The organism is Streptomyces sp. ATexAB-D23 (genome assembly GCF_000373645.1).
GTDB lineage: Bacteria > Actinomycetota > Actinomycetes > Streptomycetales > Streptomycetaceae > Streptomyces > Streptomyces castrisilvae.
Genome location: NZ_KB892005.1, coordinates 24555 through 48349, shown reverse-complemented (window position 1 = coordinate 48349; position 23795 = coordinate 24555). Strand labels below are relative to the sequence as shown.

The 23795-nt window shown below is 72.8% G+C and carries 22 protein-coding genes; 3 read left to right on the top strand and 19 right to left on the bottom strand.

Annotated features, from left to right (window positions below; genetic code table 11):
- Positions 1–20: 20 nt before the first annotated feature.
- Positions 21–359, bottom strand: coding sequence for a YbaB/EbfC family nucleoid-associated protein (locus B082_RS0107100; RefSeq protein ID WP_026249513.1), 339 nt, complete (start codon positions 357–359; stop codon positions 21–23).
- 449 nt (positions 360–808) lie between these two features.
- Here B082_RS0107100 and B082_RS0107095 point away from each other — a divergent pair, with 449 nt between their 5' ends.
- On the top strand, positions 809–1594 hold the full coding sequence (locus B082_RS0107095; RefSeq protein ID WP_018551117.1) for an SLATT domain-containing protein: 786 nt from the start codon (positions 809–811) through the stop codon (positions 1592–1594).
- A gap of 43 nt (positions 1595–1637) precedes the next feature.
- On the opposite strand, the gene B082_RS0107090 is transcribed toward B082_RS0107095, so the two are convergent.
- Together B082_RS0107090 and B082_RS0107085 are read right to left on the bottom strand one after the other, a co-directional pair.
- Positions 1638–2285 carry a hypothetical protein gene (locus B082_RS0107090; protein WP_018551116.1) on the bottom strand — a complete coding sequence of 216 codons (648 nt, stop codon included), beginning with the start codon at positions 2283–2285 and terminating at the stop codon, positions 1638–1640.
- A 177-nt stretch (positions 2286–2462) separates the two neighbouring features.
- The gene (locus tag B082_RS0107085; protein WP_018551115.1) at positions 2463–3167 is read right to left on the bottom strand and encodes a GntR family transcriptional regulator; all 705 of its coding nucleotides are present in this window, start codon (positions 3165–3167) and stop codon (positions 2463–2465) included.
- Positions 3168–3310: 143 nt separating this feature from the next.
- On the opposite strand from B082_RS0107085, the gene B082_RS0107080 reads away from it, so the two are divergent.
- Positions 3311–5500, top strand: a complete 2190-nt coding sequence (locus B082_RS0107080; protein ID WP_018551114.1) for a serine/threonine-protein kinase — start codon at positions 3311–3313, stop codon at positions 5498–5500.
- A gap of 56 nt (positions 5501–5556) precedes the next feature.
- Here B082_RS0107080 and dnaN read toward each other — a convergent pair whose 3' ends face one another.
- The 4 genes from dnaN to B082_RS0107060 all read right to left on the bottom strand — a co-directional run bounded on the left by dnaN (position 5557) and on the right by B082_RS0107060 (position 10290).
- Complete coding sequence (dnaN, locus tag B082_RS0107075) at positions 5557–6699, bottom strand: DNA polymerase III subunit beta (protein ID WP_018551113.1); 1143 nt, start codon at positions 6697–6699, stop codon at positions 5557–5559.
- A 135-nt stretch (positions 6700–6834) separates the two neighbouring features.
- Positions 6835–7731, bottom strand: a complete 897-nt coding sequence (locus B082_RS0107070) for a glycoside hydrolase family 19 protein (RefSeq protein ID WP_018551112.1) — start codon at positions 7729–7731, stop codon at positions 6835–6837.
- Between the two features lie 184 nt (positions 7732–7915).
- Positions 7916–8776: a glycoside hydrolase family 19 protein gene (locus tag B082_RS35755; RefSeq protein ID WP_275942400.1), complete on the bottom strand. Its 861-nt coding sequence runs from the start codon at positions 8774–8776 to the stop codon at positions 7916–7918.
- 230 nt (positions 8777–9006) lie between these two features.
- Positions 9007–10290, bottom strand: coding sequence for an adenylosuccinate synthase (locus tag B082_RS0107060; RefSeq protein ID WP_026249510.1), 1284 nt, complete (start codon positions 10288–10290; stop codon positions 9007–9009).
- A gap of 186 nt (positions 10291–10476) precedes the next feature.
- Here B082_RS0107060 and B082_RS0107055 point away from each other — a divergent pair, with 186 nt between their 5' ends.
- Positions 10477–11328 carry a hypothetical protein gene (locus B082_RS0107055; RefSeq protein ID WP_018551108.1) on the top strand — a complete coding sequence of 284 codons (852 nt, stop codon included), beginning with the start codon at positions 10477–10479 and terminating at the stop codon, positions 11326–11328.
- A gap of 80 nt (positions 11329–11408) precedes the next feature.
- Here the strand turns inward: B082_RS0107055 and B082_RS0107050 are convergent, their stop codons facing one another.
- From B082_RS0107050 to B082_RS0106995, 12 genes are all read right to left on the bottom strand, one after another.
- Positions 11409–12632 (bottom strand): cytochrome P450, encoded by a 1224-nt coding sequence (locus B082_RS0107050; RefSeq protein ID WP_018551107.1) that lies wholly within the window; start codon positions 12630–12632, stop codon positions 11409–11411.
- A gap of 81 nt (positions 12633–12713) precedes the next feature.
- Positions 12714–13391 carry a response regulator gene (locus B082_RS0107045; RefSeq protein WP_018551106.1) on the bottom strand — a complete coding sequence of 226 codons (678 nt, stop codon included), beginning with the start codon at positions 13389–13391 and terminating at the stop codon, positions 12714–12716.
- Positions 13388–14689 carry a sensor histidine kinase gene (locus B082_RS0107040; RefSeq protein WP_018551105.1) on the bottom strand — a complete coding sequence of 434 codons (1302 nt, stop codon included), beginning with the start codon at positions 14687–14689 and terminating at the stop codon, positions 13388–13390. The genes B082_RS0107045 and B082_RS0107040 overlap by 4 nt, the downstream gene beginning before the upstream one ends.
- Positions 14690–14783: 94 nt before the next feature.
- The gene (locus B082_RS0107035; protein ID WP_018551104.1) at positions 14784–15659 is read right to left on the bottom strand and encodes an alpha/beta hydrolase family protein; all 876 of its coding nucleotides are present in this window, start codon (positions 15657–15659) and stop codon (positions 14784–14786) included.
- A 205-nt stretch (positions 15660–15864) separates the two neighbouring features.
- Positions 15865–17061, bottom strand: coding sequence for a kynureninase (gene kynU / locus B082_RS0107030; RefSeq protein WP_018551103.1), 1197 nt, complete (start codon positions 17059–17061; stop codon positions 15865–15867).
- The gene (locus tag B082_RS0107025; protein WP_018551102.1) at positions 17054–17902 is read right to left on the bottom strand and encodes a tryptophan 2,3-dioxygenase family protein; all 849 of its coding nucleotides are present in this window, start codon (positions 17900–17902) and stop codon (positions 17054–17056) included. The genes kynU and B082_RS0107025 overlap by 8 nt, the downstream gene beginning before the upstream one ends.
- Before the next feature lie 158 nt (positions 17903–18060).
- The gene (locus tag B082_RS0107020; protein ID WP_018551101.1) at positions 18061–18474 is read right to left on the bottom strand and encodes a DUF3151 domain-containing protein; all 414 of its coding nucleotides are present in this window, start codon (positions 18472–18474) and stop codon (positions 18061–18063) included.
- Positions 18475–18611: 137 nt separating this feature from the next.
- The gene (locus B082_RS0107015) at positions 18612–19778 is read right to left on the bottom strand and encodes a MalY/PatB family protein (RefSeq protein WP_018551100.1); all 1167 of its coding nucleotides are present in this window, start codon (positions 19776–19778) and stop codon (positions 18612–18614) included.
- Positions 19779–19874: 96 nt separating this feature from the next.
- Complete coding sequence (gene fbaA / locus B082_RS0107010; RefSeq protein ID WP_018551099.1) at positions 19875–20897, bottom strand: class II fructose-bisphosphate aldolase; 1023 nt, start codon at positions 20895–20897, stop codon at positions 19875–19877.
- A gap of 201 nt (positions 20898–21098) precedes the next feature.
- Positions 21099–21638, bottom strand: coding sequence for an orotate phosphoribosyltransferase (gene pyrE, locus B082_RS0107005; RefSeq protein ID WP_018551098.1), 540 nt, complete (start codon positions 21636–21638; stop codon positions 21099–21101).
- 173 nt (positions 21639–21811) lie between these two features.
- Complete coding sequence (locus B082_RS0107000) at positions 21812–22609, bottom strand: aldose 1-epimerase (RefSeq protein ID WP_018551097.1); 798 nt, start codon at positions 22607–22609, stop codon at positions 21812–21814.
- A 21-nt stretch (positions 22610–22630) separates the two neighbouring features.
- On the bottom strand, positions 22631–23728 hold the full coding sequence (locus B082_RS0106995) for an SRPBCC domain-containing protein (RefSeq protein ID WP_018551096.1): 1098 nt from the start codon (positions 23726–23728) through the stop codon (positions 22631–22633).
- Positions 23729–23795 lie beyond the last annotated feature (67 nt).

Sequence of the window (23795 nt, the reverse complement as noted above, 5' to 3'; positions counted from 1 at the left end):
GGGTATGGGTATGCGGACGGTCAGAACGGCAGGCCCGGCATGCCGCCGCCCAGGCCCTGGGTCAGCGGGCCGAGCTTCTGCTGCTGGAGCTGCTGGGCGTTCTCATTGGCCGCCTGCACAGCCGCAACGACGAGGTCCGCGAGGGTCTCGGTGTCCTCCGGGTCCACCGCCTTCGGATCGATCACCAGGCCGCGCAGCTCGCCCGATCCGTTGACCGTCGCCTTGACCAGGCCACCGCCCGCCTGGCCGTCGACCTCCGTCCTGGCAAGCTCCTCCTGGGCCTGGGCGAGGTCCTGCTGCATCTTCTGGGCCTGCTGCAGCAGCTGCTGCATATTGGGCTGACCACCACCGGGAATCACGGTCACTCCAGGCATTTCGACGACAAATGTTTCGGTACGCCGAGCCTACGTGGTCCCCGGGCGGTGCGCCCCACCCGCCGACGAGCAACTCTTTCGAGTGAGATCGAGAGGGTGGTGCCGGGAGTCCTATACCTGACCAGAGGCCGTACGCACCCGGGAATACCGCGATTTCGACCCCGCGGCCCACCATTCGGCGGTAGGAAGGGCATGCGTCCCGGTACGCACGCGCACCCCTCCCGTCACGCATGGTTACGCAAGGGGGACTGCCCGTCGCGTCCAGGGGCATGGAGCAGCCAGAGGGTGTCCGACACGTACCCGTGACACCGCGGGGATATGCCGGACGCCCCCTGGGGAACAGAGATCCGCCCCGTCGTCGAGTACGAGTACGCGGTCGAGAGCACGCGTCGCCACGCAGCATGCAGAGGAGTACCCCGGTGAGTCAGCCGGAGATGCAGCCCGAAGTGCCGCCCAGCAAGTCCGGCACGCCCGGTCCAGCGGGTCCGGCCGCTCCCTCCGGTACGGGCTCCGGCGCCGAGGACCGCGGTGGGCGGGGCCATGACCTGACCGGGGAGCCGTTCCCGCTGGGCGACTGGGGCGAACCGTCCCAGCGGCTGGACGAGCTGTACCGATGGGCGGAAGCGGACGCGCTGCGCACCGCCGAGTGGTATCTGAACGACCGGCTGTGGAAGCGGCGCGCGGCCAGGGCGCTGCGGATCGGCACCGCCGCCGGCGTGGTCGCGGGCGCCGCCCTGCCGCTGCTCGACCTGACGGGCGCGCTGCACGACGCCGCCGGCTGGGGGTATCTGTCGCTGCTGCTGGGTGCCGCGTGCATGGCGTGCGACCGGTATTTCGGCCTCACCTCGGGCTGGATAAGGAATCTCGCGACGGCGCAGGCCGTACAGCGGCGGCTCCAGGTGCTCCGCTTCGACTGGTCGTCGGAGTGCGTACGGGAGGTGCTCGGCCCGGCCGAGGGCACGGCGAGCGAGGCGACCGAGCGGTGCCTGGGGGTGCTGCGGCGCTTCTCCGAGGACATCACGGAGCTCGTACGGTCGGAGACCGCCGACTGGATGGTGGAGTTCCGGGCCGGGCCCGCGCCGATGGGCATGCAGGCGCTGGTCACCGGCGGTACCGGGGGCGGGCGCCCGGAGCAGGGGGCGTCGCCCGGCCGCTTCCCGCTCCAGTCGATGGGCCGGCCGAACATGCCGCGGCAGCGTCCGCCGGAGTCCCCGCGCTGACCGGTCCCGGGCAGTGCGGGGCCCCGGCGGGTGCCCGGCCGCGTCAGCTGAAGACGATCATCGACCCCTGGGCCAGGCTGCGGGTGGCCGCGGCGTGCAGGCCGAGCCAGACGTGCCGTTCCCGGGCGAAGGGGTTGTCGTCGTACGGGACGCTCGCCGGCTCCTCCAGCTCGGTGGGCGCGGCGGGCGGCAGCGGGGCGGCCGGCGGGTTCGCCGGGTCGATGCCGATCGCCGGGGCGACGAACTCCAGCTCCCGCAGCAGCCCGTGCGCCGAGCCGAGCGGCCCGCCGGCCTCCATGAGGTCGTCGGTGGAGACGGGGGCGGGGTAGTCCAGCGGCACGTACGCCCCTGCGTGGTCGAAGTGCCACACCAGGTGCGACTGCCGGGCCGTCGGCTCGAACATCTCCAGCAGCTGCTCGTAGTCCCCGCCCAGCGCGTCGACCGGGGTGACGGCGAGGCCGCTGAGCTGGAGCAGGTAGGCGCGGCGCAGGAGGTGCAGCGCGTCGTAGTCGAAGCCGGCGATCGGAGCCACGTCGCCGGTCAGCCCCGGCATGTAGGCGTAGACGGGGACGGGCGGCAGTCCCGCCTCGCCCAGGGCCTTGTCGTAGACGGCTATCTCATCGGCGAAGGGGTTGTCGGGGCTGTGGCACAGCACATCGACGAGGGGGACCAGCCACAGGTCACAGGCCACGAAGTCTCGCTCTCCAACGGGGGCGTGCGGTGGTCGGGACAGCGTAATGCGGTCGGCACCTCGCGCACAGTGGTCGCTCGTGACGGGCTCGGTGCGCGGCGGGCGTGGTGGGCCGGCGGGCGCGGTGGGCTCGGCGGGCCGGCGGGCTGGCGGGCTCGGCGGGCCGGTGGCGCCGGGTCAGGGGCGTCCGGGAGTGGCCGGGTGGTCCGCCAGCCGGTCGGCCCAGCTCAGCGCGTGGCTGTTGTAGTCGTCGATCACCGCGCGCAGGGCGTCGCGGTCCCGGTGCGCGATCGCGGCGACGAGCTCGGCGTGGCCCTTCCACAGCCAGTCCCGCACATCGGCGTCGCCGCGCAGGTAGGGAACGGCGAACACCCATGCCTGGACGCGCAGCCGGTGCAGGAAGTCGCTGATGTAGCCGTTGCCGACGAGCCCGCCCACCTCCCGCCAGAAGCGCAGGTCGTAGCCGATGAGTATGTCCAGGTCGCCGCAGCGTGCCGCGCGGGTCGCCTCCTCGGCGCGGCGGTGTACGGAGACGAGCGCGTCCCCGTAGCCTCCGTGCCGCGACGGGGCCTGATCGCGGAAGACGTCCCGGATGACCCCGTCCATGACCAGGGCACGGGCCTCCACCATGGCCCGGTAGTCCGCGACGGAGAACTGGTGCACCCGGAACCCGCGGTGCTGGTCGGATTCGAGGAGCCCTTGCGCGGACAGGTCGAACAGCGCCTCGCGGACGGGGGTCGCGGAGACCCCGTACTGCTCGGCGATCTGCTTGACGGTGAACTCCCGCCCCGGCAGCAGGCGCCCGGCGAGCACTTCGTCACGCAGCGCGTCCGCGATCTGCTGCCGCAGGGTGCTGCGGGTGACGGCTCCGCTCGCGCACATGGTGCCCCTCCCCGATTCGGTTCCGGGTCACCTTAGACCGGCGCCTGACCGGCCCCGAGCCCCGGAGGGGCCGCGGCACGGCGATCCACGCCGCTATTCTCGTCCCCGTCCGGCGTGTTGTCGTACGGGGGAGGCCGCACACCATGGAAAAGCTCGGGTCCACCGATCCACAGCGCATCGGCGCGTACCGCCTGCTGGGGCGCCTCGGCGCGGGCGGGATGGGCCAGGTGTATCTGGCCCGCTCCGACCGCGGCCGTACGGTCGCGCTCAAGCTCGTACGCGAGGAACTCGCCGCTCAGCAGGTGTTCCGCGACCGGTTCCGGCAGGAGGTGCAGGCCGCACGCCGGGTGGGCTCGACGTGGACCGCCCCGGTGCTGGACGCCGACACCGACGCCGACGTGCCGTGGGTCGCCACCGGTTATGTCGCTGGGCCCTCCCTCCATGCCACCGTCTCGGGCCGGCCCAGCGCCTCGTCCGGGCCCGCCCCCGGCACCTACGGCCCCCTGCCTGAACGGTCCGTCCGCATTCTGGGCTCCGGTCTCGCACACGCCCTGAAGGCCATCCACACGGCCGGCCTCATCCACCGGGACCTGAAGCCGTCCAACATCCTCCTCACGATCGACGGTCCGCGCGTCATCGACTTCGGGATAGCCAGAGCCCTGGACACCGTCACCGACGGCGGTCTCACCCGCACCGGCGCGCTGGTCGGCTCGCCCGGCTTCATGTCGCCCGAGCAGGTGCGGGGCGAGCGCGTGAGCGCGGCGAGCGACGTGTTCTGCCTGGGCTCGGTGCTGACGTATGCCCTGACCGGGCGGCTGCCCTTCGGGGCGGCGGCCAACGAGATGCACGCCCTGCTGTTCCGCATCGCGCAGGAGGACCCCGACCTGACCGGCGTGACGGCCGGCCTCGACGACCTGATCCGGGGCTGCCTCCACAAGGACCCGCAGGCCCGGCCGTCCACGGACGACATCCTGGCCCTGCTCGCCGACGGCGACAACAGCCCGGAGCCCTGGCTGCCGGGCGCGCTCATCGCCCAACTCGGCCGCCACGCCGTGGAACTGCTCGACTCGGAGGACCCCGAGGACGCGGGGCCGGCCCACGCCGGACCGGCAGGGAGCGGGCCGGCAGGGAGCGGGCCGGCAGGGAGCGGGCCGGCAGGAGGCGGCCCCGGGCACGCGGAGCCACGGGACGCGCGGCCGCCGGTCGCCGGACAGCCGGTCGCCGGACAGCAGGGCGGTGCGGGGCAGCAGGACGGCGTGGGGCCACAGGACGCGGTCCCGGTGGCCGCTCCGGTCCCGGCCGGTCCGGCCTCCCTGACCAAGCCGGTCCCCGACGGGGCTGCGAGCGGACCCGCGCCGGCGCCGGGCCCCCCGCCCGAGCCACCCACCGCCGTGCTCCCCGCCACGCCCGGCGAGCCCTCGGCCACGCCGCCCGCGCCCGTCCACGCGCTCCCCACCGCGATCGCCGCGCCCAGCCCCGTCGCCCCGCAGCCGAGCGGACCGCCACCGAGCGGACCGCCGCCCGCCGCGCCGCCCGGCTACGGCTACCCGCAACAGCCGGCCCAGGGCTTCGGCCCCCCGCAACAGCCCAGCCCCGCCCCGGGGTACGGCTATCCGCAGCAGCCCGGCCAGGACCACGGCTACCCCTACGGATACCCGCAGCAGCCCGGTCTCGTCGCGACTCCCCCGTACGGCCCCGGCTACCCGGCGGGCGCCCCGCACCCGGCCCCCGCGCCGGAGCCGGGCCGCCGCAGAGGCTCGACCGTCGCTCTCGTCGTCGTCGCCGTGCTGGTCGCGATAGGGGCCGGGGGCTCCGTCTACGCGCTCATGAACGACAAGGGCGGGAAGCCCACGGCGGGCCCCTCCCACTCCGCCGGCCCGTCCCCGTCCGAGGACACCGGCAACTCCCCGTCCCCGGACGTCTCCGTCTCCCCGGACCCCTCCCCCAGCGACCACGGGCAGAACGGCGAGGAGGGCGGCGTCCCCGAGGGCTACCTCGGGTCCTGGTCCGGCAGCATCGACAACGCCACCGGCCACTCCACCCGTGAACTCGTCATCCGGCAGGGCGAGGTGGGCGACACCATCCTCACCCTGACCGCCGAGGGCCCGCTGGCCACGGGCGGCACCTACCGCTGCGTCTTCGAGGCGTCGCTGTCCGCCGAGGCGGCCGAGGGCGATTCGGTGGAGATCGGCCCGTCCACCGTGACGGAGGGCGAGCCCATGACGTCCTGTTCCCCCGGCAGCCCGACCAGACTCACCCTGCTCCCTGACGGCACGCTGAGCCGCGAGAACACGTCCAGCGGCGAGAAGCTCACGTACACGAAGTCCGGCTGACCGGCCCCGCCCGGCCGCGGGCCCAGGGACCGGCGGGCCGGGCCCCGTGTCCGTCCTCACTGGACCAGCGGCTTGACCGACATGAGCAGGTGCTGGTGGACCGTGTCCCCCGACCCGTCCGCCGCGCCCGCCGCCTCCTCGTGGTCCCGGTGCCCGGTGATCATGGCGCGCTGCCCCTGGCCCATCAGCTGGAACCGGACGACCGGGGTGTCGAACGAGGCCAGCGCGTCCATCAGGTACGACGGGTTGAACGCGACCGTGATCTCCTCGGTGTCCAGGAGCTCGGCGGGCAGGCGCTGGGAGGCCACGTCGTCCTCGTATCCCGCCTGGAGCAGCACGGAGCCGGCGGAGAAGGCGAACTGGAGCGGACTGTCCCCGTCCGCCACCACCGCGACCCGCTTCACCGCCTCCACCAGCGGCTCGCGCTCGGTCACCGCCTTGACCGGGCCGTTCAGCACGAACAGCTTGTCGTGGCGCGGGAGCCGGCCGTCGAGCAGCCGGACGGTGGTGCGCATGCCCTCCCGCTCGAAGCCCGCCGAGCCCTTGTCCAGCGCGAGGCGGACCGGTCCCGGGCGCGCGCCGACGGACCGGGCGATCTCGCTGAGCCGGCGGGCCGAGACGACGACATCGGCCGTGACGCCGGGCTCCGCGGGCTGCCAGCCGAGCGTACGGACCGCGAAGCGGTAGCGGTCCGTCGCCGCGAGGGTCAGCCGCCCGCCGTCGATCCCCAGCCGGATGCCGGTGAGCGTGGGCAGCGTGTCGTCGCGGCCCGCGGCCACCGACACGTCGGCGACGGCCGCCGCGAATTCCTGCCCGTCCACCGCGCCGAGGACGTCCGGCAGCGGCGGCAGCGCCGGATAGTCGTCCAACGGCAGGACCGACAGGCCGAATCCGGCGCCGCCGCCCGTCACCGTGAACCGCGCCCCCTCGACCGCGCACTCCACCGGTCCCTCGGGCAGCACCTTGCACACATCGAGCAGGCGGCGGCCCATGACCAGGACCTTCCCGGGCCTTTCGGTCCGCGCCGCCACCTCGATGCGGGCGGACGCCTCGTAGTCCAGGCCGGAGATGCTCAGCCTGCCGTCCGCCGCCTCCAGCAGCAGACCGCCCAGGACGGGCACGGGCGATCTGGTGGGCAGGACACGGGCGGCCCAGGCGACGGCGTCCGTCAGCTCGCCGCGTTCGATCAGGAACTCCATCGTGGTGCCTCTCCTCGTGCGCCGACCGCCTGCGGTCCCGACGATTGCGACGTTAGAGGCCACCACTGACAACGAGGTGGGGGACGCCTCCGGCCGAGTGGCCGGGGGCGTCCCCCACACGTGTGAATTCCGCGGTCAGCAGCTGAGGTTGGAGCCGGGCGTGGTGCCGAGGATCTGCGTGAACGCCTGGTACTTGTCGATGCGGCTCTGGACCTGGGCGGGGTTGCCGCCGTTGCACTCGATCGAGCCGTTGATGGAGCGGATCGTCTCGCCGAAGCCGGCGCCGTTCACCATGGCGTTGTGGGCCGTCATGGTGCCGGGGCCGTTCTGGGTGTTCCAGTACCAGAGGCCGGTCTTCCAGGCCACGGCCGCGTCCTGCTCGACCAGGTAGGGGTTGCCCAGCAGGTCGATGCCGAGCGCGTCGCCCGCGGCCTTGTAGTTGAAGTTCCAGCTGAGCTGGATCGGTCCGCGCCCGTAGTACGCGGCCTGACCGGCCGGGCAGCCGTAGGGCTGGCCGCTGTCGCAGTAGTGCGGGTAGTTGGCGGTGTTCTGCTCGACGATGTACACGAGGCCGCCGGTCTCGTGGCTGACGTTGGCGAGGAAGGCCGCGGCCTCCTGCTTCTTGACGTCGTCACTGCCGGTGTTGGCGAAGCCCGGGTAGGCGTCCAGGGCGGCGACCAGCCCGCTGTACGTGTAGAAGGAGTTGCGGCCGGGGAACATCTGGTTGAACTGGGCCTCGCTGACGACGAAGCCGGCGGAGGAGCCCGGGTCGCCCGGGTCCGTGCTGCCGCCGCCTCCGCAGGCGCCCTGGTCGGCCCAGACGTCGGAACTGCCGGGGGTCTCGTTCTGCGTCCACCACTTGGCGGTCCAGTTGTGCCCGTTGTACGAGGCGGAGTCGCTGCCCGTGTAGACGGACGAGGCGTTCCAGGCGGCCGCGCAGTCGGCGGCCGATGCGGTCGTGGCGGGGAGTACGACGAGTCCTGCGACGACCGCGCCCAGCGCGGCGAGCAGGCCCATGGCGCGTCGGAACATCTGCACACTCCTTCGGCGCGGCGCATCGCTGACCCGGCGCGCCGCTGTGGGGGTGCCGACACTCAAGCGCTGTTGGTCTGGACCTGTCAAGGTCTAGACCAACAATGAGGGAATTTCCGCCGGTTAAACCCCGGGCCCGTCCACGATGCGGGATCGCGGACGGGCCCGGGGCACCGAAGTGACGTCAGCAGGTGAGGCCCGAGCCCGGGGCGACGCCGATGACATCGGTGATGTGCTCGTACTTGGCGACCCGCGCGCGCACCGATTCGGGGTTGCCGCCGTCGCACTCCAACGATCCGTTGAGCGAGCGGATCGTCTCGCCGAAGCCCGCCCCGCCGACCATCGCGTCGTGCGAGGTCATGGTCCCGGGGCCGTTCTGGGTGTTCCAGTACCAGAGCGCGGTCTGCCAGGCGACCGAGGGATCACGCTCCACCAGCCAGGGATCGTTGAGCAGATCGAGGCCGAGGGCGTCCCCCGCCGCCTTGTAGTTGAAGTTCCAGCTGAACATGATCGGCCCGCGCCCGTAGTACGCGGACTGGCCCGCCGGGCAGCCGAACGGCTGGCTGTAGTCGCACTTGATCCAGTAGTTGGCCTCGTTGATCTCCTTCACGTACTGGAGGCCGACCGACTCGAAGTCGGCATGCGTCAGGAACGCCGCCGCCTCCCGGCTCCTGGTCTGCTCGGTACCGGTGTTCGCGAACCGCGGGTACGCGTGCAGGGCGTCGATCAGACCCTGATACGTGTAGAAGGGGTCGCGGTCGGGGAAGATCTCGTCGAACTCCGCCTCGCTGATGGCGAAGTCGGAGACCCCACCCGTACAGGCACCCGCGTCGGCCCAGACGGTGGTGGCGCCCGGGTTCTCGTTCTGCGTCCACCACTTCGCCGTCCAGTTGCGGCCGTGGTGCGAGACCGTGCCGCCCGCCGAGTAGGCGGTCGACGAGCTCCACAGGGGTGCGCACGAGGCCGGGCCGGCGACGGCCGGCCCGGCGGGAGCGGCGTTGGCGGCGCCGGGCAGGAAGGCAGCCGTCGCGATGACGGCGCTCAGTACGGTCAGGACGCTCTTGATGCGGTTCAGCGCTGCTCACTCCTTCGACAAGGACGGGCATGGCTCGCCGCGCGACACCTCAGCGGGGGCGGGCCGTCCGGGCATCCCGACACCCAACCGCTGCTGGTCTGGACCTGTCAAGGTCTAGACCAGCAGCGGTCTCCGTCGGGCGGACATGCCGGAGGGCCGGGGCGCGACCTCCGCCCCGGCCCTCCTCCGTGCCCGTGTGCCTACAGGAACGAGTTGATCTCGATGGTCTCGGTCCGGCCGGGGCCGACGCCGATCGCGGAGATCGGGGCGCCGGACATCTCCTCCAGCGCCTTCACGTACGCCTGCGCGTTCTTCGGCAGGTCGGCGAAGGTCTTCGCCTTCGTGATGTCCTCGGACCAGCCCGGGAGCATCTCGTAGACCGGCTTCGCGTGGTGGAAGTCGGTCTGGCTGTACGGGAGCTCCTCGACGCGCTTGCCGTCGATCTCGTACGCCACGCACACCGGGATCTGCTCCCAGCCGGTCAGCACGTCCAGCTTGGTGAGGAAGAAGTCGGTGAGACCGTTGACCCGGGTCGCGTACCGCGCGATGACCGCGTCGAACCAGCCGCAGCGGCGGTCGCGACCGGTGGTGACACCGCGCTCGCCGCCGATCCGGCGCAGCGCCTCGCCGTCCTCGTCCAGCAGCTCCGTCGGGAACGGGCCGGCGCCGACGCGGGTGGTGTACGCCTTGAGGATGCCGATGACCCGGCTGATCTTGGTCGGCCCCACGCCGGAACCGGTGCAGGCGCCGCCCGCGGTCGGGTTCGAGGAGGTGACGAAGGGGTACGTGCCGTGGTCGACGTCGAGCAGCGTGCCCTGACCGCCCTCGAAGAGGACGACCTTGCCCGCGTCGATGGCGTTGTTCAGGACCAGCGTCGTGTCGGCGACGTAGGGCTTGATCTGCTCCGCGTACTGGAGCATGTCCTCGACGACCTTGCCGGCCTCGATGGCGCGCCGGTTGAAGACCTTGGCCAGGAGCTGGTTCTTCTGCTCCAGGGCCGCCTCGACCTTCTGCTCCAGGATCGACTCGTCGTAGAGGTCCTGGACGCGGATGCCGACGCGGTTGATCTTGTCGGCATACGTCGGGCCGATACCGCGCCCGGTCGTGCCGATCTTGCGCTTCCCGAGGAACCGTTCCGTCACCTTGTCGACGGTGACGTTGTACGGGGTGATCAAATGGGCGTTGCCGCTGATCAGCAGCTTCGACGTGTCCACGCCGCGGTCGTTCAGCCCACTCAGCTCGGAGAGCAGGACCGCCGGGTCGACGACGACACCGTTACCGATGACCGGGGTACATCCCGGTGACAGGATTCCGGAGGGGAGGAGATGCAGTGCGTACTTCTGGTCGCCGACGACGACCGTGTGACCGGCGTTGTTGCCGCCTTGGTAGCGCACCACGTAGTCCACGGATCCACCGAGGAGGTCGGTGGCCTTTCCCTTGCCCTCGTCACCCCACTGAGCACCGAGCAGCACAAGTGCGGGCACAGGCGTACACCCCTTCCGGGCGGGGCATGTCCAAGGTCAGGGGGCGTACCAAAACGCCGTACATGCCGTACGACGTTGTACGGCACAGCCTGAACCGTCGAACCGGGTGCCCCGGAATAGACGAAGCCCCTGGCGCAATAGCGCAAGGGGCTCTTGCACCAAGATGCTACCCGAGGAAGGACCGAGGTGTCGGCTGCCCAGCCCCCCGGTAACGGTGCGCCCCATCTGCTGGTGGTGATCGATCCGGTCGCCCGCCGCACGGACGGCGAGTCCGTCCGCATCGCCAAGGACGTGCTGAGCGCGGGCTCGCACGCCAAGATCTGCCTCCCGGACAGCCCGGGGGAATTCGTCCGGGCCCTGTCCCGGCGCGGCGGCCGGCGGCCGGTGGTCATAGGCGACGACCGGGCACTGCGGCGCGCGGTGTCCCTGCTGCACCGGGAGCGGGAACCGGCCATGAACGCGCTCTCACTGGTACCGGTCGGCGCGTCGGCCACCCTGGAACTCGCGCACTCGCTCGGCGTGCCGACGGGCACGGTGGCGGCGGCGCGCACGGCGCTGGACGGGGCGGAGCGCCGGCTGGACCTGCTCGTCGACGACAGCGACGGCGTGGTGCTGGGGGCGCTGCGCATCCCCGCCCTGAACGGCGCCCCGGGCGCCGCCACCGGCCGCTCGGGGGTCACAGCGGTCTGGGACAGCTGCCGCTCCCTGGTCCGCACCCTGGTGCGCCCCGCGCCCCCGGAGCCGTCCGCCGCCGCCTCGACGCACCGGCTGCGCGTGGAGGCCGACGGTGTCGTGCTGAACGATCTGGACCGCCCGGTCGCCTCGGTGACGGTGACCTCAGGGCGCGGTGCCGACGGCGTGGCCGAGGTGACGATCGACGCGCCGGACGGCGCCCCGGTCATCACCAGGGCCAAGGCCGTCACGGTCTCGGGGGCGGATTTCCGCTACCGGGCGGACATACAGGTCGGCGGGCCGGTGCGGACGCGGACCTGGACGGTGCGGGCGGGGGCCTGGGGGCTGATACTTCCGGCCCGGTAGCCGGCCCGGCCCGTGCGGCGCCGGGGCCTCACGCGCCGGGCCGGCGCACTCCCGGGCCCCGGCACCCCGTGCCCGTGGCCTCACAGCTCGACCCGCAGCTCCTTCACGCCCCGGATGACGTAGCCCGGGTTCCACTCCGGTTCCGCGACCAGCCGCAGGCCGGGGGCCTTGCGCAGCAGTTCGCCGAAGGACGCGGCCAGCTCGACGCGGGCCAGCGGGGCGCCGAGGCAGAAGTGGATGCCGGCGCCGAAGGTGATGTGCGGGTTCTCCCGGCGGGTGAGGTCCAGCGTGTCCGGATCCGTGAAGCGGGCCGGGTCGCGGTTGGCCGAGCCGAAGAGCAGGGCCACCTCGGAACCGCGCGGAATGACCGTGCCGCCGATCTCGATGTCGTCCAGCACCCAGCGCTCGAACATCTGGAGCGGCGTGTCGTACCGCATCAGCTCTTCGAGTGCCGTCGGCAGAAGACCGTGGTCGGCGCGCAGGGCGGCCAGCTGCTCGGGGTGGCGCAGCAGGGTCCACCAGCCGTTGGCCGTGGTGTTGACGGTGGCCTCGTGCCCGGCGTTCAGCAGCAGGACGCAGGTGGAGACCATCTCCTGCTCGGTCAGCCGCTCGCCCTCGTCGTGGGCGGCGACGAGCGCGGAGATCAGGTCCGGGCCCGGGTCGGCGCGCCGCTCGGCGATCAGCCCGCGCAGGTACGCGGAGAACTCCAGGGAGGCGCGGACGGCGGCGCGGGCGGTCTCCTCGGAGGGGTTGAGCTCGAACATTCCGCAGATCGCGGCCGACCAGGGCCGCAGCGGCGCCCGGTCGGACTCCGGGATGCCCAGCATCTCGGCGATCACGGCGACCGGCAGCGGCTCGGCGACGGCCGAGAGCAGATCGCCCCCGCCCTGCTCGACGAAGTCGTCGACGAGCCCGGCGGCCAGCCGCCGCACCGTCGGGACGAGCTGTTCGACGGTGCGCGGGGTGAAGGCCTTGGAGACCAGGCGCCGGATGCGGGTGTGGTCCGGCGGTTCGAGGTCCAGCAGCCCCTGCCCGTTGAGCGTTTCGAACGGCTCGTGCTCGGGGGGCGGGGGCGTCCGGCCGAACTCCTCGTGGGTGAACCGGTGCAGATACGTCCGCCCCAGCCGCCGGTCCCGCAGCAGGGCCGAGACATCGGCGTGGTGCGGGACGAGCCACTGGTCGGTGGCCGCGAAGTAGTGCGCGCGGCCGGTGGCCCGCAGCTCGGCGTAGGCGGGGTACGGATCGGCGACGAACGCCGCCGACCAGGGGTCGAACGGGCCGGGGGACGCGCTGGGCTGTTCCATGGACCGACGCTAACCGGCCACCCGCACCCCGGCCAGCCCTTGCCGCGCCCGCTCCGGGAGCACCGGGTCGGAAGCACCGGGTCAGGACGGGGTCACAAGGCGGGCCTCGTAGGCGAAGACTGCGGCCTGGGTACGGTCACGCAGGCCCAGCTTGACGAGGATGCGGCTCACATGGGTCTTGATCGTGGACTCGGCGACCACCAGGTGTCCGGCGATCTCGGCGTTCGACAGGCCCTGGGCGATGAGGACGAGCACCTCCGTCTCGCGTTCCGTGAGGTCGCCGATCCGGGCCAGGGCCGGGGGCCTGGGCGCAGCGGCCAGCTTGGAGAACTCGGTGATCAGGCGCCGGGTGACCGTCGGGGCGAGCAGCGCCTCGCCGGAGGCGACCACGCGTACGCCGTCGGCGAGCCGGCGGGCCGAGGCGTCCTTGAGGAGGAAGCCGGAGGCACCGGCGCGCAGGGCCTGGTAGACGTACTCGTCGAGGTCGAAGGTGGTCAGCACCAGCACCTTGGCGTCCGCGTCGGCGGCGACGATCTCGCGGGTGGCCTCGATGCCGTTGAGCTCCGGCATGCGGATGTCCATCAGCACCACGTCCGGTCTGAGCGCGGCGACCTGGGTGACGGCCTCGCGCCCGTTGACCGCCTCGCCGACGACCTCGATGCCCGGCATGGCGTTGAGCAGGACCGAGAAGCCCTCGCGGACCATCATCTGGTCGTCCACGATCAGGACCCGGATCGGGGCGGCGGGCGAGGCCGTCATGGCTTCTCCATGGGGTCGTCGGACGCGGCCGGCTGGGCGGGGATGAAGGCCGTGACCTCGTAACCGCCCTCCGCTGTGGCCTCGGCGGTCATCTCGCCGTTGAGCATCGCGACCCGTTCCCGCATCCCGGTGATCCCGTGCCCGGCCCCCGGCGACGGCTTCACCGGACCGGTCGGCGGGCCGTTGACCACGCGCAGCCCGAGCCCGCCGAGGACGTAGCCGATCTCCACCCTGGCGATGGCGCCCGGCGCGTGCCGCAGGCTGTTGCTGAGCGCTTCCTGAATGATCCGGTACGCCGACAGCTCGACGCCCTGGGGCAGCTCGCGGACCGCTCCGGTCACCGCCTTCTCCGTCTCCAGACCCGCTTCCCGCACATTGGCGAGCAGCCGGTCGAGATCGGCCAGGGTGGGCTGCGGGGCGTCCGGCGCCTCGTAGTCGTCGGCCCGTACGACGCCGAGCACCCGGCGCAGTTCGGTGAGGGCGGCGACGGCGTTCTCCCGGATCGTGACGAAGGCCTGCTCCAGCTCCGGCGGCGGGTTCTCCACCCGGTACGGGGCGGCCTCGGCCTGGATCGCGACGACCGACATGTGGTGGGCGACCACGTCGTGCAGTTCGCGGGCGATCGTGGTGCGCTCCTCCAGCAGCGTGCGCCGGTCGCGCTCGACGGCGGTCACGGTGCGCTGCACGGTGACCTCGTGCTGCGCCTCCCGCCGGATCTGCACCAGGCTCACCACGAGCAGCGCGAATGCCGAGACCACCGCCATGGCCGCGGTCTCCACCCCGCCGCCCGCACCGATGACGCCCTCCACGAAGAGGCCCAGCACCAGCGTGAGCGCCCACATCCAGGCGGCGGTCCGCGGCCGGGTCCTGGCCGCGACGACGAACAGCACCACCAGGTGGGAGAAGAAGAGACTCGGCCCCCACGGCTGGTCTCCGCCCTCCACGATCACGGTCACCGGTGTCAGCGCCATCGATATCCAGAACGCCCCGACCGGCCTGATCAGGGTCATCGCCACACAGGCGGCGGGAATCAGCCCGGACAGCAGGACGCCGGCGTTCCCGGTGGAGGCGAAACCGGCCATGAAGGTGATCAGCGCGGCGAGCAGCACCATGGCGTGCGGGGCCCAGGCGAAAGCGGCCCGGATCCGCGCCGGCAACCGCCTGGTCAGCGGCCCGTCGGTCCGCATCGGTGCCATCGGCCGATATGCGAACGGGTCCTGGAGGAGGTCCTGCCGCAGATCGCCGATCGCCCCTGCGGCGAGCCGGAGTTCCGGGCTTCTGGTCTTGGTCTCGGTCACGCCTCCACGGTAGGCGGGGCGACGGGCCGGGTCGTCAGCAGTGATGTGGATTCCCGGCCGTCCGTCGCAAGTACTACGCGGGCGCCGCGCGGCCCTACCAGGCGAGCTGGGCGATCTCCTCGGCGACCACGGCGCAGGCGTCGGCGGCCGGGTCGATCAGCGGGAAGTGCCCGACGTCCGGCAGCAGCGTGAGCCCCACCGTCTCGCCCTCCTTCGCCGCCGCGTCCACGAACGCCTCGGAGACCGCCGCCGGGACCGTGAGGTCCGTGGTGCCCTGCACCACGACCGTCGCGATGCCGGTGGGCAGCAGCCGGGCCGGGTCGGCGTACGCGCTCCGCCCGGCGAAGTCCTCCGCGGCGCCCAGGAGCTGCCCGATCGCGCCCGAGCACACGTCGAGCCCGACCGCGGAGGCGAAGTCCGCGATCGGCGCGAGCGCCACCACACCGCGCAGCGCGGGCGGCCTCGGCAGCCGCCACGGCGAGCCCTCGGGCAGGACGTGCCGGGCCGCGGCCCACAGGGCCAGCTGCCCGCCCGCCGAGTGCCCGGTGACGACGATCCGGCGGCCGTCCGCCGCGGGCAGCTCCCGCGCCAGCAGCTCCGGCAGGGCGTCCAGCGCGGCGGCCACGTCGTCGAAGGTCTCCGGCCAGCGGCCCGCGACCGGGCCCGAGCCGCGCTGCTGCGGAAGCTCGCTGCCGCGCCGGTACTCGACGTTGGCGACGGCGAACCCGCGCCGGGCCAGGAAGTCCGCGAACGGCGACATATGGGCCCGGTCGTACGGGGCCCGCCACGCGCCGCCGTGCAGGACGACCACGACGGGCGCGCCGGTACGGCCCTCGCGCGGGGCGTAGAAGTCGATGACCTGGTCGGGGTGGCTGCCGTAGGAGGCGGACGCGTCGGGGGCGACGGCCGGATGCGAGAAGGCCGACTCGGTCTCGGCGGCGTCCTGCTCGCGCGCGGCGGAATCCGTCATGCTGTTCCCACCCTCCCTGTCCCCCGGCCTCTGGCCTGACCTGCGGGGACGGTACCAGTACGGGAGCGGGGCGCGCCCACCGGGAATCGCTGCGGGGCACCGGCGCGCGGGAGGCGGGGCCGACGCCCTCCACAACCCGTACCGAACCGGGGCGCGGCGCCGTCCGGCGACCGGGGCGAGCCGGTCACCGGACGGATGCGGCAGCCTACGCCGCCGGGGCGCCCAGAACCTCCGCAAGCACCCGTGCCGCGCGTTCCGCGTCGGCGAACCCCACGTACAGCGGTGTGAAACCGAACCGCAGTACATCGGGCCGGCGCAGGTCCCCGACGACGCCGCGTGCGATCAGCTCGGCCATGACCGGTTCGGCGTCCTCGCAGCGCAGTGCGACCTGGCTGCCGCGCTCCCGGTGGGCGGCCGGGGTGACCGAGGTGACCCGGCCCTCGGGGGCGTACGCCTGGACGCACTCCAGGAAGAAGTCCGTCAGCGCCAGGGACTTGGCCCGTACCGCTTCGATCCCGACCCCGTCCCAGACGTCGAGGGAGGCCTCCAGCGCCAGCATGGACAGGATGTCGGGGGTGCCGACCCGGCCCCGGACCGCGCCGTCGGCCGGGCTGTAGCCGGGCGTCATCGCGAACGGGTCCGCGTGCGACGTCCACCCCGGCAGGGGCGAGTCGAAGGCCGCCTGGTGCCGCTCGGCGACGTACAGGTAGGCGGGCGAACCGGGGCCGCCGTTGAGGTACTTGTACGTGCAGCCCACCGCCAGGTCGACGCCGTGCTCGTCCAGACCGACCGGGAGCGCCCCCGCGCTGTGGCACAGGTCCCACACGGCCACCGCGCCGGCAGCCCGCACGGCGGCGGTGAGCCCCGGCAGGTCGTGCAGCCGGCCCGAGCGGTAGTCGACGTGGTTGAGCAGGACGGCCGCGGTACGCGGACCGAGCGCGTCCGGCACGTCGGCGGGGGCGACCGGGACGATCCGGTGCCCGGTCATCCGGGCCGCCGATGACGCGATGTAGCCGTCGGTGGGGAAGGTGTGCGCGTCGACCAGGATCTCGTCGCGGCCCTCCGGCGCCAGCCGGGTCGCCGCGACGAGGGCCTTGAAGACGTTCACGCTGGTCGAGTCGCCGACGACGATCTGGCCGGCCGCGGCCCCCACGATCGGGGCGATGCGGTCGCCGATCCGCTCGGGCGCCGTCCACCAGCCGCTCTCGCCCCAGGACCGGATGCGCAGCTCGCCCCACTCGCGGGTGAGGACCTCCTGCACCCGGGCGGGCACGTGGCGCGGCAGCGCGCCGAGCGAGTTGCCGTCCAGGTAGACGGTGTCGTCGAGGGTGAACAGTTCGCGCAGCGGGGCCAGGGCGTCCGCGGTGTCGAGCGCCTGGGCGCGCTCCCGGAGGTCAGACATGGCTGCGGGCCGTCCAGAGCTCGGGGAACACGTTCTTCGTGGCGCGCTTCTCCAGCCAGGCCACGCCCGCCGAGCCGCCGGTGCCGGTCTTGGAGCCCATGGCCCGCCGGGTCGCCAGGAGGTGGTCGTTGCGCCATCGCCAGACCAGCTCGCCCACATCGGTGAGCACCTCGCCGAGGCGGACCAGTTCGTCGTTCTGGTCCGGGTTGGCGTAGACCGCCGTCCAGACGGCCTCGACCTCGGGCGACGGCTCGTACTTCTGGGTCAGGTCCCGGCCGAGCACGGCCTCGGGGATCGCGTGCCCGCGCCTAGCGAGCAGGGCGAGCGCCTCGTCGTACAGACCGGGCTCCGCGAGGGCCTTCTCCAGCTCCGCGTGGACGCGGGGCGCGCCCCGGTGCGGCACCAGCATGGACGCGGACTTGTCACCGAGCAGGAACTCCATGCGCCGGTACATGGCCGACTGGAAGCCGGAGCCCTCGCCGAGCGAGGACCGGTAGGAGTTGAACTGGGCGGGGGTGAGCTGGGCGAGCGGCGTCCAGGAGGCGTTCAACGCCTCCAGCTCGCGCAGGGACCGCTTCAGCGCGTCCTGCGCGACGTCGAGCCGGTCCCCGCGCATCGCGTGCGCCGCGGTCTCCCACTCGTGGACGATGACGGTGAACCACAGCTCCATGACCTGGGTGGTGACCAGGAAGACCATCTCGCCGGGATCGTCCGAGCGCAGGTGCTGGAGGTGGGTCAGGACATCCGCCTGGACGTAGTCCTCGTACGGAGTCGTTCCCGCGAAGTCGAGGTGCGGGGTCTGCGCACCGGTGGCTTCGGGGTCGGGGTGAATCGTCGACATCGCTGTCTCCTCGACACGAGCTTCCGGGTAGCGGTCCGCCCCTTCCGTGAGGTGATGGAGCTCCGGTCCCCTGTTCGCATCCTAAACGGCCCGCCGGGAGACGCGCAGGCCCCGCGTGCGCGGGTGCGCGTTCGCGGGGCCTGCGGTACGGGGGCGGGTCAGCCGAGGGTCTCGGCGGCGGTCGGGGAGGAGTCGCGCAGGAACGTCGAGCAGCGCTCGTACTCCTCCTGCTCGCCGATCGCCTGCGCGGCCCGTGCGAGGGCGTGCAGGGCCCGCAGGAAGCCGCGGTTCGGCTCGTGCTCGAACGGTACGGGGCCGTGGCCCTTCCAGCCGGCCCGGCGCAGCGCGTCGAGACCGCGGTGGTAGCCGGTGCGGGCGTAGGCGTACGACTCGACGACCCGGCCGCCCTCGAACGCCTCGTCGGCGAGCTGCGCCCAGGCCAGCGAGGAGGTCGGGTACTTCGCGGCGACGTCGGCGGGCGCGGTGTCGGCGGCGAGCAGCTCGCGCGGCTCCGGGTCGTCGGGCAGGTGGGTCGGGGGAGGGCCCCCGAGCAGGTTCTCGTGGATCGACATGCTCCAAGTGTGCCTGGCCCGGCGGCCCCATCAAGCCCGCACTTCAAGCCCACCTTTCAAGCCCGCCTTCAAGCCTCTCCGGCGATTGAGAAGCGGGGGCCCGGGGGCGGAGCCCCCGAAACAGCCCCGCCCCGCCGCTACGCGGCGCCCCGCACCGCCTCCACGCCCCGGATCAACGCGGCGACCCCCGCCTCCACCTTGCTCCGCGCGCACCCCACATTCAGCCGCACGAAGCCGTCCGCCCCATACGTGCTCCCCGGCATCACCGCGACTCGCTCCCGCTCGATCAGCACACGCTGGAGTGCCTCGTCGTCCGTGACACCCGCGCGGCGCAGGTCGATCCAGGCCAGGTATCCGGCCTGCGGCGGCTCCCATTCCAGGGCCGGGAACGCGCCGTTCAGCCGCTCGGCGACGAGGGCCAGATTCTCCGCGACGTACGCGCGTACCGCGTCCAGCCACGGCCCGCCCTCCCGGTACGCGGCGATGTGCGCGGTCAGCGAGAGCACCGCCGGGGACGCCAGGCCCTCGGCCGTCTCCATCCGGCGCAGGAACTCCGTCCGGTCCTCGGTCCGTCCGATGAGGCCGTACGAACCGGTCAGCGCCGGGAAGTTGAACGACTTCGAGGCGGACGTGACGACCGCCCAGCGCGCGTCACCGCCCACCCGGGTCCACGGCACGTGCGGCCGCCCGTCGTGCACGAAGTCCGCGTGGATCTCGTCGCTGATCACGGCCACCCCGTGCCGTGCGGCGAGCGCGGCCATCTCCGCGAGCTCCGCCTCCGTCCACACCCGCCCGGACGGGTTGTGCGGCGAGCACACCACGAGGACCGTGCTGTCCGGCCGCGCGAGCTCACGCTCCAGCGCGTCCGTGTCCCCCAGCGGCACGCCCCGCAGCTCCCGCCCGAGCCCGGTGACCGCCTTGCGGAAACCGTCGTACGTGGGGGTGTGCAGGACCACCCCGTCGCCCTCGGCCGTCCACATCTGGAGCAGCTGGGAGAACTGGCTGAGCACGGACGGCCCGTACACCAGCCGGTCCGTGTCGATCGTGGTGCCGTACCGGGTCGCGTACCAGTGGGCGACGGCGGACCGGAAGTCGCCCTGCCGCCAGTCCGTGTAGCCGAAGACGCCGTGGTCGAGCCGGGCCCGCAGGGCGGCCAGGACCTCGGGGGCCGTCGCGAAGTCCATGTCGGAGATGGTGAACGGCAGCAGGCCGTCCACCCCGAACCGGTCCGCGACTCCGTCCCACTGGACGCACCAGGTTCCGCGGCGGTCGATGACGGTGTCGAAGTCGTAGGACGTGCTCACAGCTGTTCCCTCGGATCGTGCGTGCCGGACACGGACATGCCGTGGGCCCGGCAACCCCGAGGGGTCGCCGGGCCCACGCCGTACATCCGGACCGGATTACTTCAGCTTGGTGCCGGTGGACCGCAGGCTGGCGCAGGCCTCCGTGACGCGCTTGGCCATGCCGCCCTCGGCGGACTTGCCCCAGCTGCGCGGGTCGTAGACCTTCTTGTTGCCGACCTCGCCGTCGACCTTCAGCACACCGTCGTAGTTGCGGAACACGTGGTCCACGATCGGGCGGGTGAAGGCGTACTGGGTGTCGGTGTCGAGGTTCATCTTCACGACGCCGTTCTCCAGCGCGGTGGCGATCTCCTCGGCGGTGGAGCCGGAGCCACCGTGGAAGACGAAGTCGAACGGGGAGGTCTTGCCGTACTTGGCGCCGACACCCTCCTGGAGGTCCTTGAGCAGCTCCGGACGCAGGACGACGTTGCCCGGCTTGTAGACGCCGTGCACGTTGCCGAAGGAGGCGGCCAGCAGGTAGCGGCCCTTCTCACCCAGGCCGAGCGCCTCGGCGGTACGCAGCGCGTCGTCGACGGTCGTGTAGAGCTCGTCGTTGATCTCGTGGGTGACGCCGTCCTCCTCGCCACCGGTCGGGGTGATCTCGACCTCAAGGATGATCTTGGCGGCGGCGGCCTTGGCCAGCAGCTCCTGGCCGAGGGCCAGGTTGTCGGCCAGCGTCTCGGCCGAGCCGTCCCACATGTGCGACTGGAACAGCGGGTTCAGACCCTTGGCGACGCGCTCGGCGGAGATGTCGAGCAGCGGGCGGACGTAGCCGTCCAGCTTGTCCTTGGGGCAGTGGTCGGTGTGCAGCGCGACGGTGATGTCGTACTTGGCGGCGACGATGTGCGCGAACTCGGCCAGCGCGACCGCGCCCGTGACCATGTCCTTGTTGTACTGGCCGCCCAGGAACTCAGCGCCGCCGGTCGAGATCTGAACGATGCCGTCGCTCTCGGCCTCCGCGAAGCCGCGCAGCGCAGCGTGCAGGGTCTGGGTCGAGGTCACGTTGATGGCCGGGTAGGCGAACTTGCCTGCCTTCGCCCGGTCGAGCATCTCGGCGTAGACCTCGGGGGTTGCGATGGGCATCTGTCCGCTCCTTGGGATGTGCGGGTGTGCGTTGCTTGGTCCCTGACCTGGGGGCGACGTCATCGTCGCCCCCATCTTCCCAGACTCCTGTCCCGGCTCCACCCGGCGGAGTCCCCCAGCGTTCGCGACCCCGGTTCGCAGGGGTACGACAAAGGCGGCCTGTTTCACGTGAAACAGGCCGCCCTCGCAGAAAGCCGCAGGTCACCCCAGGTCGAGGTCCGGGACCGTGTACACGTGGACGTACGGGAGGCCCGCCTCGGCGATGGCCGGGGCCGCACCGCGCTCCACGATCACGGCGACGGCGACCACCTCGCCGCCCGCCTCGCGCACGGCCTCGACGGCGGTCAGCGGCGAGCCGCCGGTCGTCGAGGTGTCCTCCACGACGAGGCAGCGCCGGCCCTTGACGTCCGCGCCCTCGATCCGGCGCTGCATCCCATGGGCCTTCTGGGCCTTGCGGACGACGAAGGCGTCCAGCTCCTGACCCCGGGCCGCGGAGGCGTGCAGCATCGACGTGGCGACCGGGTCGGCGCCCAGCGTCAGACCGCCCACGCAGTCGTAGTCCAGCTCCGCCGTCGCGTCGAGCATGACCTGACCGACCATGGGAGCGGCCTTGCCGTCCAGCGTGATGCGACGCAGATCGATGTACCAGTCGGCCTCCAGGCCGGAGGAGAGCGTCACCTTGCCGTGAACCACGGCCTTGTCCTTGATCTGCTGGAGCAGCTCAGCGCGTACGTCAGTCATGGCTACGAGGATAAGGCGCCCGTTTCCCGCGAGTGCCCACGCCGGAGCGGGTGCCCACGCCGGAGCCGGTGGCCGCACCGGAGTCGGCGCCCGCACCGGAGCCGGCGCCCATACCGGAGCCGACCCCGGCTCGCCGGGCGGGCGGGCCCCCGGCGGGCGGAGGTGCCCGCGGCTCAGAGCCGGCGCCAGCTCCACGTGGTCGCGATCTCCAGCGGCTCGATCGGGGTGACATAGCGCGGGGCGGTGTTCAGCCCGTTCGGCGGACCGGACTGCGGCTCCACGCAGACCGCCTCGTCCTGCTCGTCGTAGATCACCACCCACTCGGACCGGCTCTTCACGGTCAGCTCCAGCCGCTCGGGCCAGGTGAGGGTGACATCGACGCCGTCCGGCATCCCGAAGCAGTCGTCCCACGGCCCGGCCGAGGGCGGAACCCGGCGGCCGGTCGGCAGGTGGTTCTCGCCGCGCTCCTCCTGCCAGGCGGCGTCGAAGTCGATCCGGACCTCCTCGCCGCTGTCGAGGCGGCGGCGGAACCACGGGTGCCAGCCCGCCTGCGCCGGGAAGGAGTCCCCGTACGTCTCGATGCCGAAGGCCAACGTGAGGGAGTCCTCGGCCAGTTCGAAGGTCTGGGTCACCCGGCCCGGGTACGGCCAGGGGTCGGCCAGGTCGTAGTAGAACGACGCCTGTGTCCCGCTCTCCAGCGCGGTCCTCCACGCCGTGTCGCGGCCGGTGCCGTGGATGGCGTGCGGAGGGGCGGTCAGCGGCAGTTGGTGCAGGACGCCGCCGTCGCGGAACTGCCCGTTCTCGGTGCGCCCGCACCACGGCACCATCGGGAAGCAGCCGTACCGCTCCCCCTGCCGCAGCAGTTCGGTGCCGCCGATCCGCAGGCTGCTGATACGGCAGCCGTTGGCGGGGTTCACGGTCAACTCTGTGTCGCCGACGGAGAGCCGGACGTCCTTCTCGCTGCTGCTCACGGGACGAGCCTACTGTCGCCGCTACCTCCGGCGCCGCAGCGCCCGGCTCACGACCACCGCCGATGCGAGGGCGAGCGCGGCGGCCGGGGCGACCCAGCGCAGCGTGGCACCCGCGCCGCCCGCCTCCGGCGAGGGCACCGGGGCGTACCGGCCACGCGGCGGGGCGTGGTCGACCTCCTCGGCGCTGCGCCCGATCATGGTGCGCCGGGCGTGCGCGGCCTCGGCCGGCGGCCCGTCCGGAACGGTGAACTCGATACCGGCGACCGGGTCGAGCGACGACGGCGGAATCGGGGCGTCGAACACGGACTCCCGGTCCCCCTCCTGCTCCTCGCCCGGCTCCTCCGGCTGTTCTCCGCCCTGCTTCCCCGGCTCCGTGCCCGGGGCCTCGTCGGCGGCGGCCTCGTGCGTGGGCAGCACCTCGTCGGCGCCGCCCATCGGCCCCGACCCGGTGAGCGGTGATCCGGCCGAGGGCTCGGGGCCGGTCTGGTCCGCCTCCTCGGCGGCCTCCTCAAGCGCCTGCTCCACCGCTTCCCCGACGGCCAGTTCGTCCGCGGTGACGGCGGCAGCACCCGGGTCGTCGGCCTCGCCACCGGCCCCCTCGCCGCCGTCCGCCTCGCCGCCGGCAGTCCCGCCGCCGGACCCCTCGCCCGGCTCCCCGCCGGAGTCCTCCCCGTGCGCGGCCAGCGACTCCGTCACCAGCTGCTGCGCGAACCGGTCCAGCAGCCGGTGGACCGCCGACAGCGCGGCCGCCGGGTCCAGGTCGCGCAGGCGCCCGTCCCCGCTCACCGTGCCGCCGAAGGCGATCGACGTGCCCTCGTCGCCCTCCGTCAGCCGGAGGGTCAGCGCGAGCTGCGCGGAACCGCCGCCCCGGGCCTCCGTGCCCTCGCCCTCCACCAGGACGGCGTACACGGAGTCCACGTCCGGGTCGCCCGGCAGCGGGGTGAGGCGCAGGGTGCCCCGGTAGGTGATCGTGTGGCCGCCCGCGCGGATTCTGAGCCGGCCTGCCAGGGGGCCCGTCGACGCGTCGGCGTCCTGCTGAAGCCCGGGGACGCAACGGGCGACCCGGACGGGATCGCCCAGCGTCCGCCGCAGGGCCGGGACCGGAACCGGAACGAACACCTCATGCTCCATGGAAACCGAGCCTACTCAGCCCCGGCCGTCACGTCAGCGCTTCCGCACCCCGCGA

Excerpts from the sequence above, each read along its gene's own strand:
- B082_RS0107095 (WP_018551117.1), top strand. The coding sequence starts at position 809 with ATGCAGCCCGAAGTGCCGCCCAGCAAGTCCGGCACGCCCGGTCCAGCG.
- B082_RS0107085 (WP_018551115.1), bottom strand. The coding sequence starts at position 3,167 with ATGTGCGCGAGCGGAGCCGTCACCCGCAGCACCCTGCGGCAGCAGATC.
- B082_RS0107080 (WP_018551114.1), top strand. The coding sequence starts at position 3,311 with ATGGAAAAGCTCGGGTCCACCGATCCACAGCGCATCGGCGCGTACCGC.
- dnaN (WP_018551113.1), bottom strand. The coding sequence starts at position 6,699 with ATGGAGTTCCTGATCGAACGCGGCGAGCTGACGGACGCCGTCGCCTGG.
- B082_RS0107070 (WP_018551112.1), bottom strand. The coding sequence starts at position 7,731 with ATGTTCCGACGCGCCATGGGCCTGCTCGCCGCGCTGGGCGCGGTCGTC.
- B082_RS0107050 (WP_018551107.1), bottom strand. The coding sequence starts at position 12,632 with ATGGAACAGCCCAGCGCGTCCCCCGGCCCGTTCGACCCCTGGTCGGCG.
- B082_RS0107045 (WP_018551106.1), bottom strand. The coding sequence starts at position 13,391 with ATGACGGCCTCGCCCGCCGCCCCGATCCGGGTCCTGATCGTGGACGAC.
- B082_RS0107035 (WP_018551104.1), bottom strand. The coding sequence starts at position 15,659 with ATGACGGATTCCGCCGCGCGCGAGCAGGACGCCGCCGAGACCGAGTCG.
- kynU (WP_018551103.1), bottom strand. The coding sequence starts at position 17,061 with ATGTCTGACCTCCGGGAGCGCGCCCAGGCGCTCGACACCGCGGACGCC.
- B082_RS0107025 (WP_018551102.1), bottom strand. The coding sequence starts at position 17,902 with ATGTCGACGATTCACCCCGACCCCGAAGCCACCGGTGCGCAGACCCCG.
- B082_RS0107020 (WP_018551101.1), bottom strand. The coding sequence starts at position 18,474 with ATGTCGATCCACGAGAACCTGCTCGGGGGCCCTCCCCCGACCCACCTG.
- fbaA (WP_018551099.1), bottom strand. The coding sequence starts at position 20,897 with ATGCCCATCGCAACCCCCGAGGTCTACGCCGAGATGCTCGACCGGGCG.
- pyrE (WP_018551098.1), bottom strand. The coding sequence starts at position 21,638 with ATGACTGACGTACGCGCTGAGCTGCTCCAGCAGATCAAGGACAAGGCC.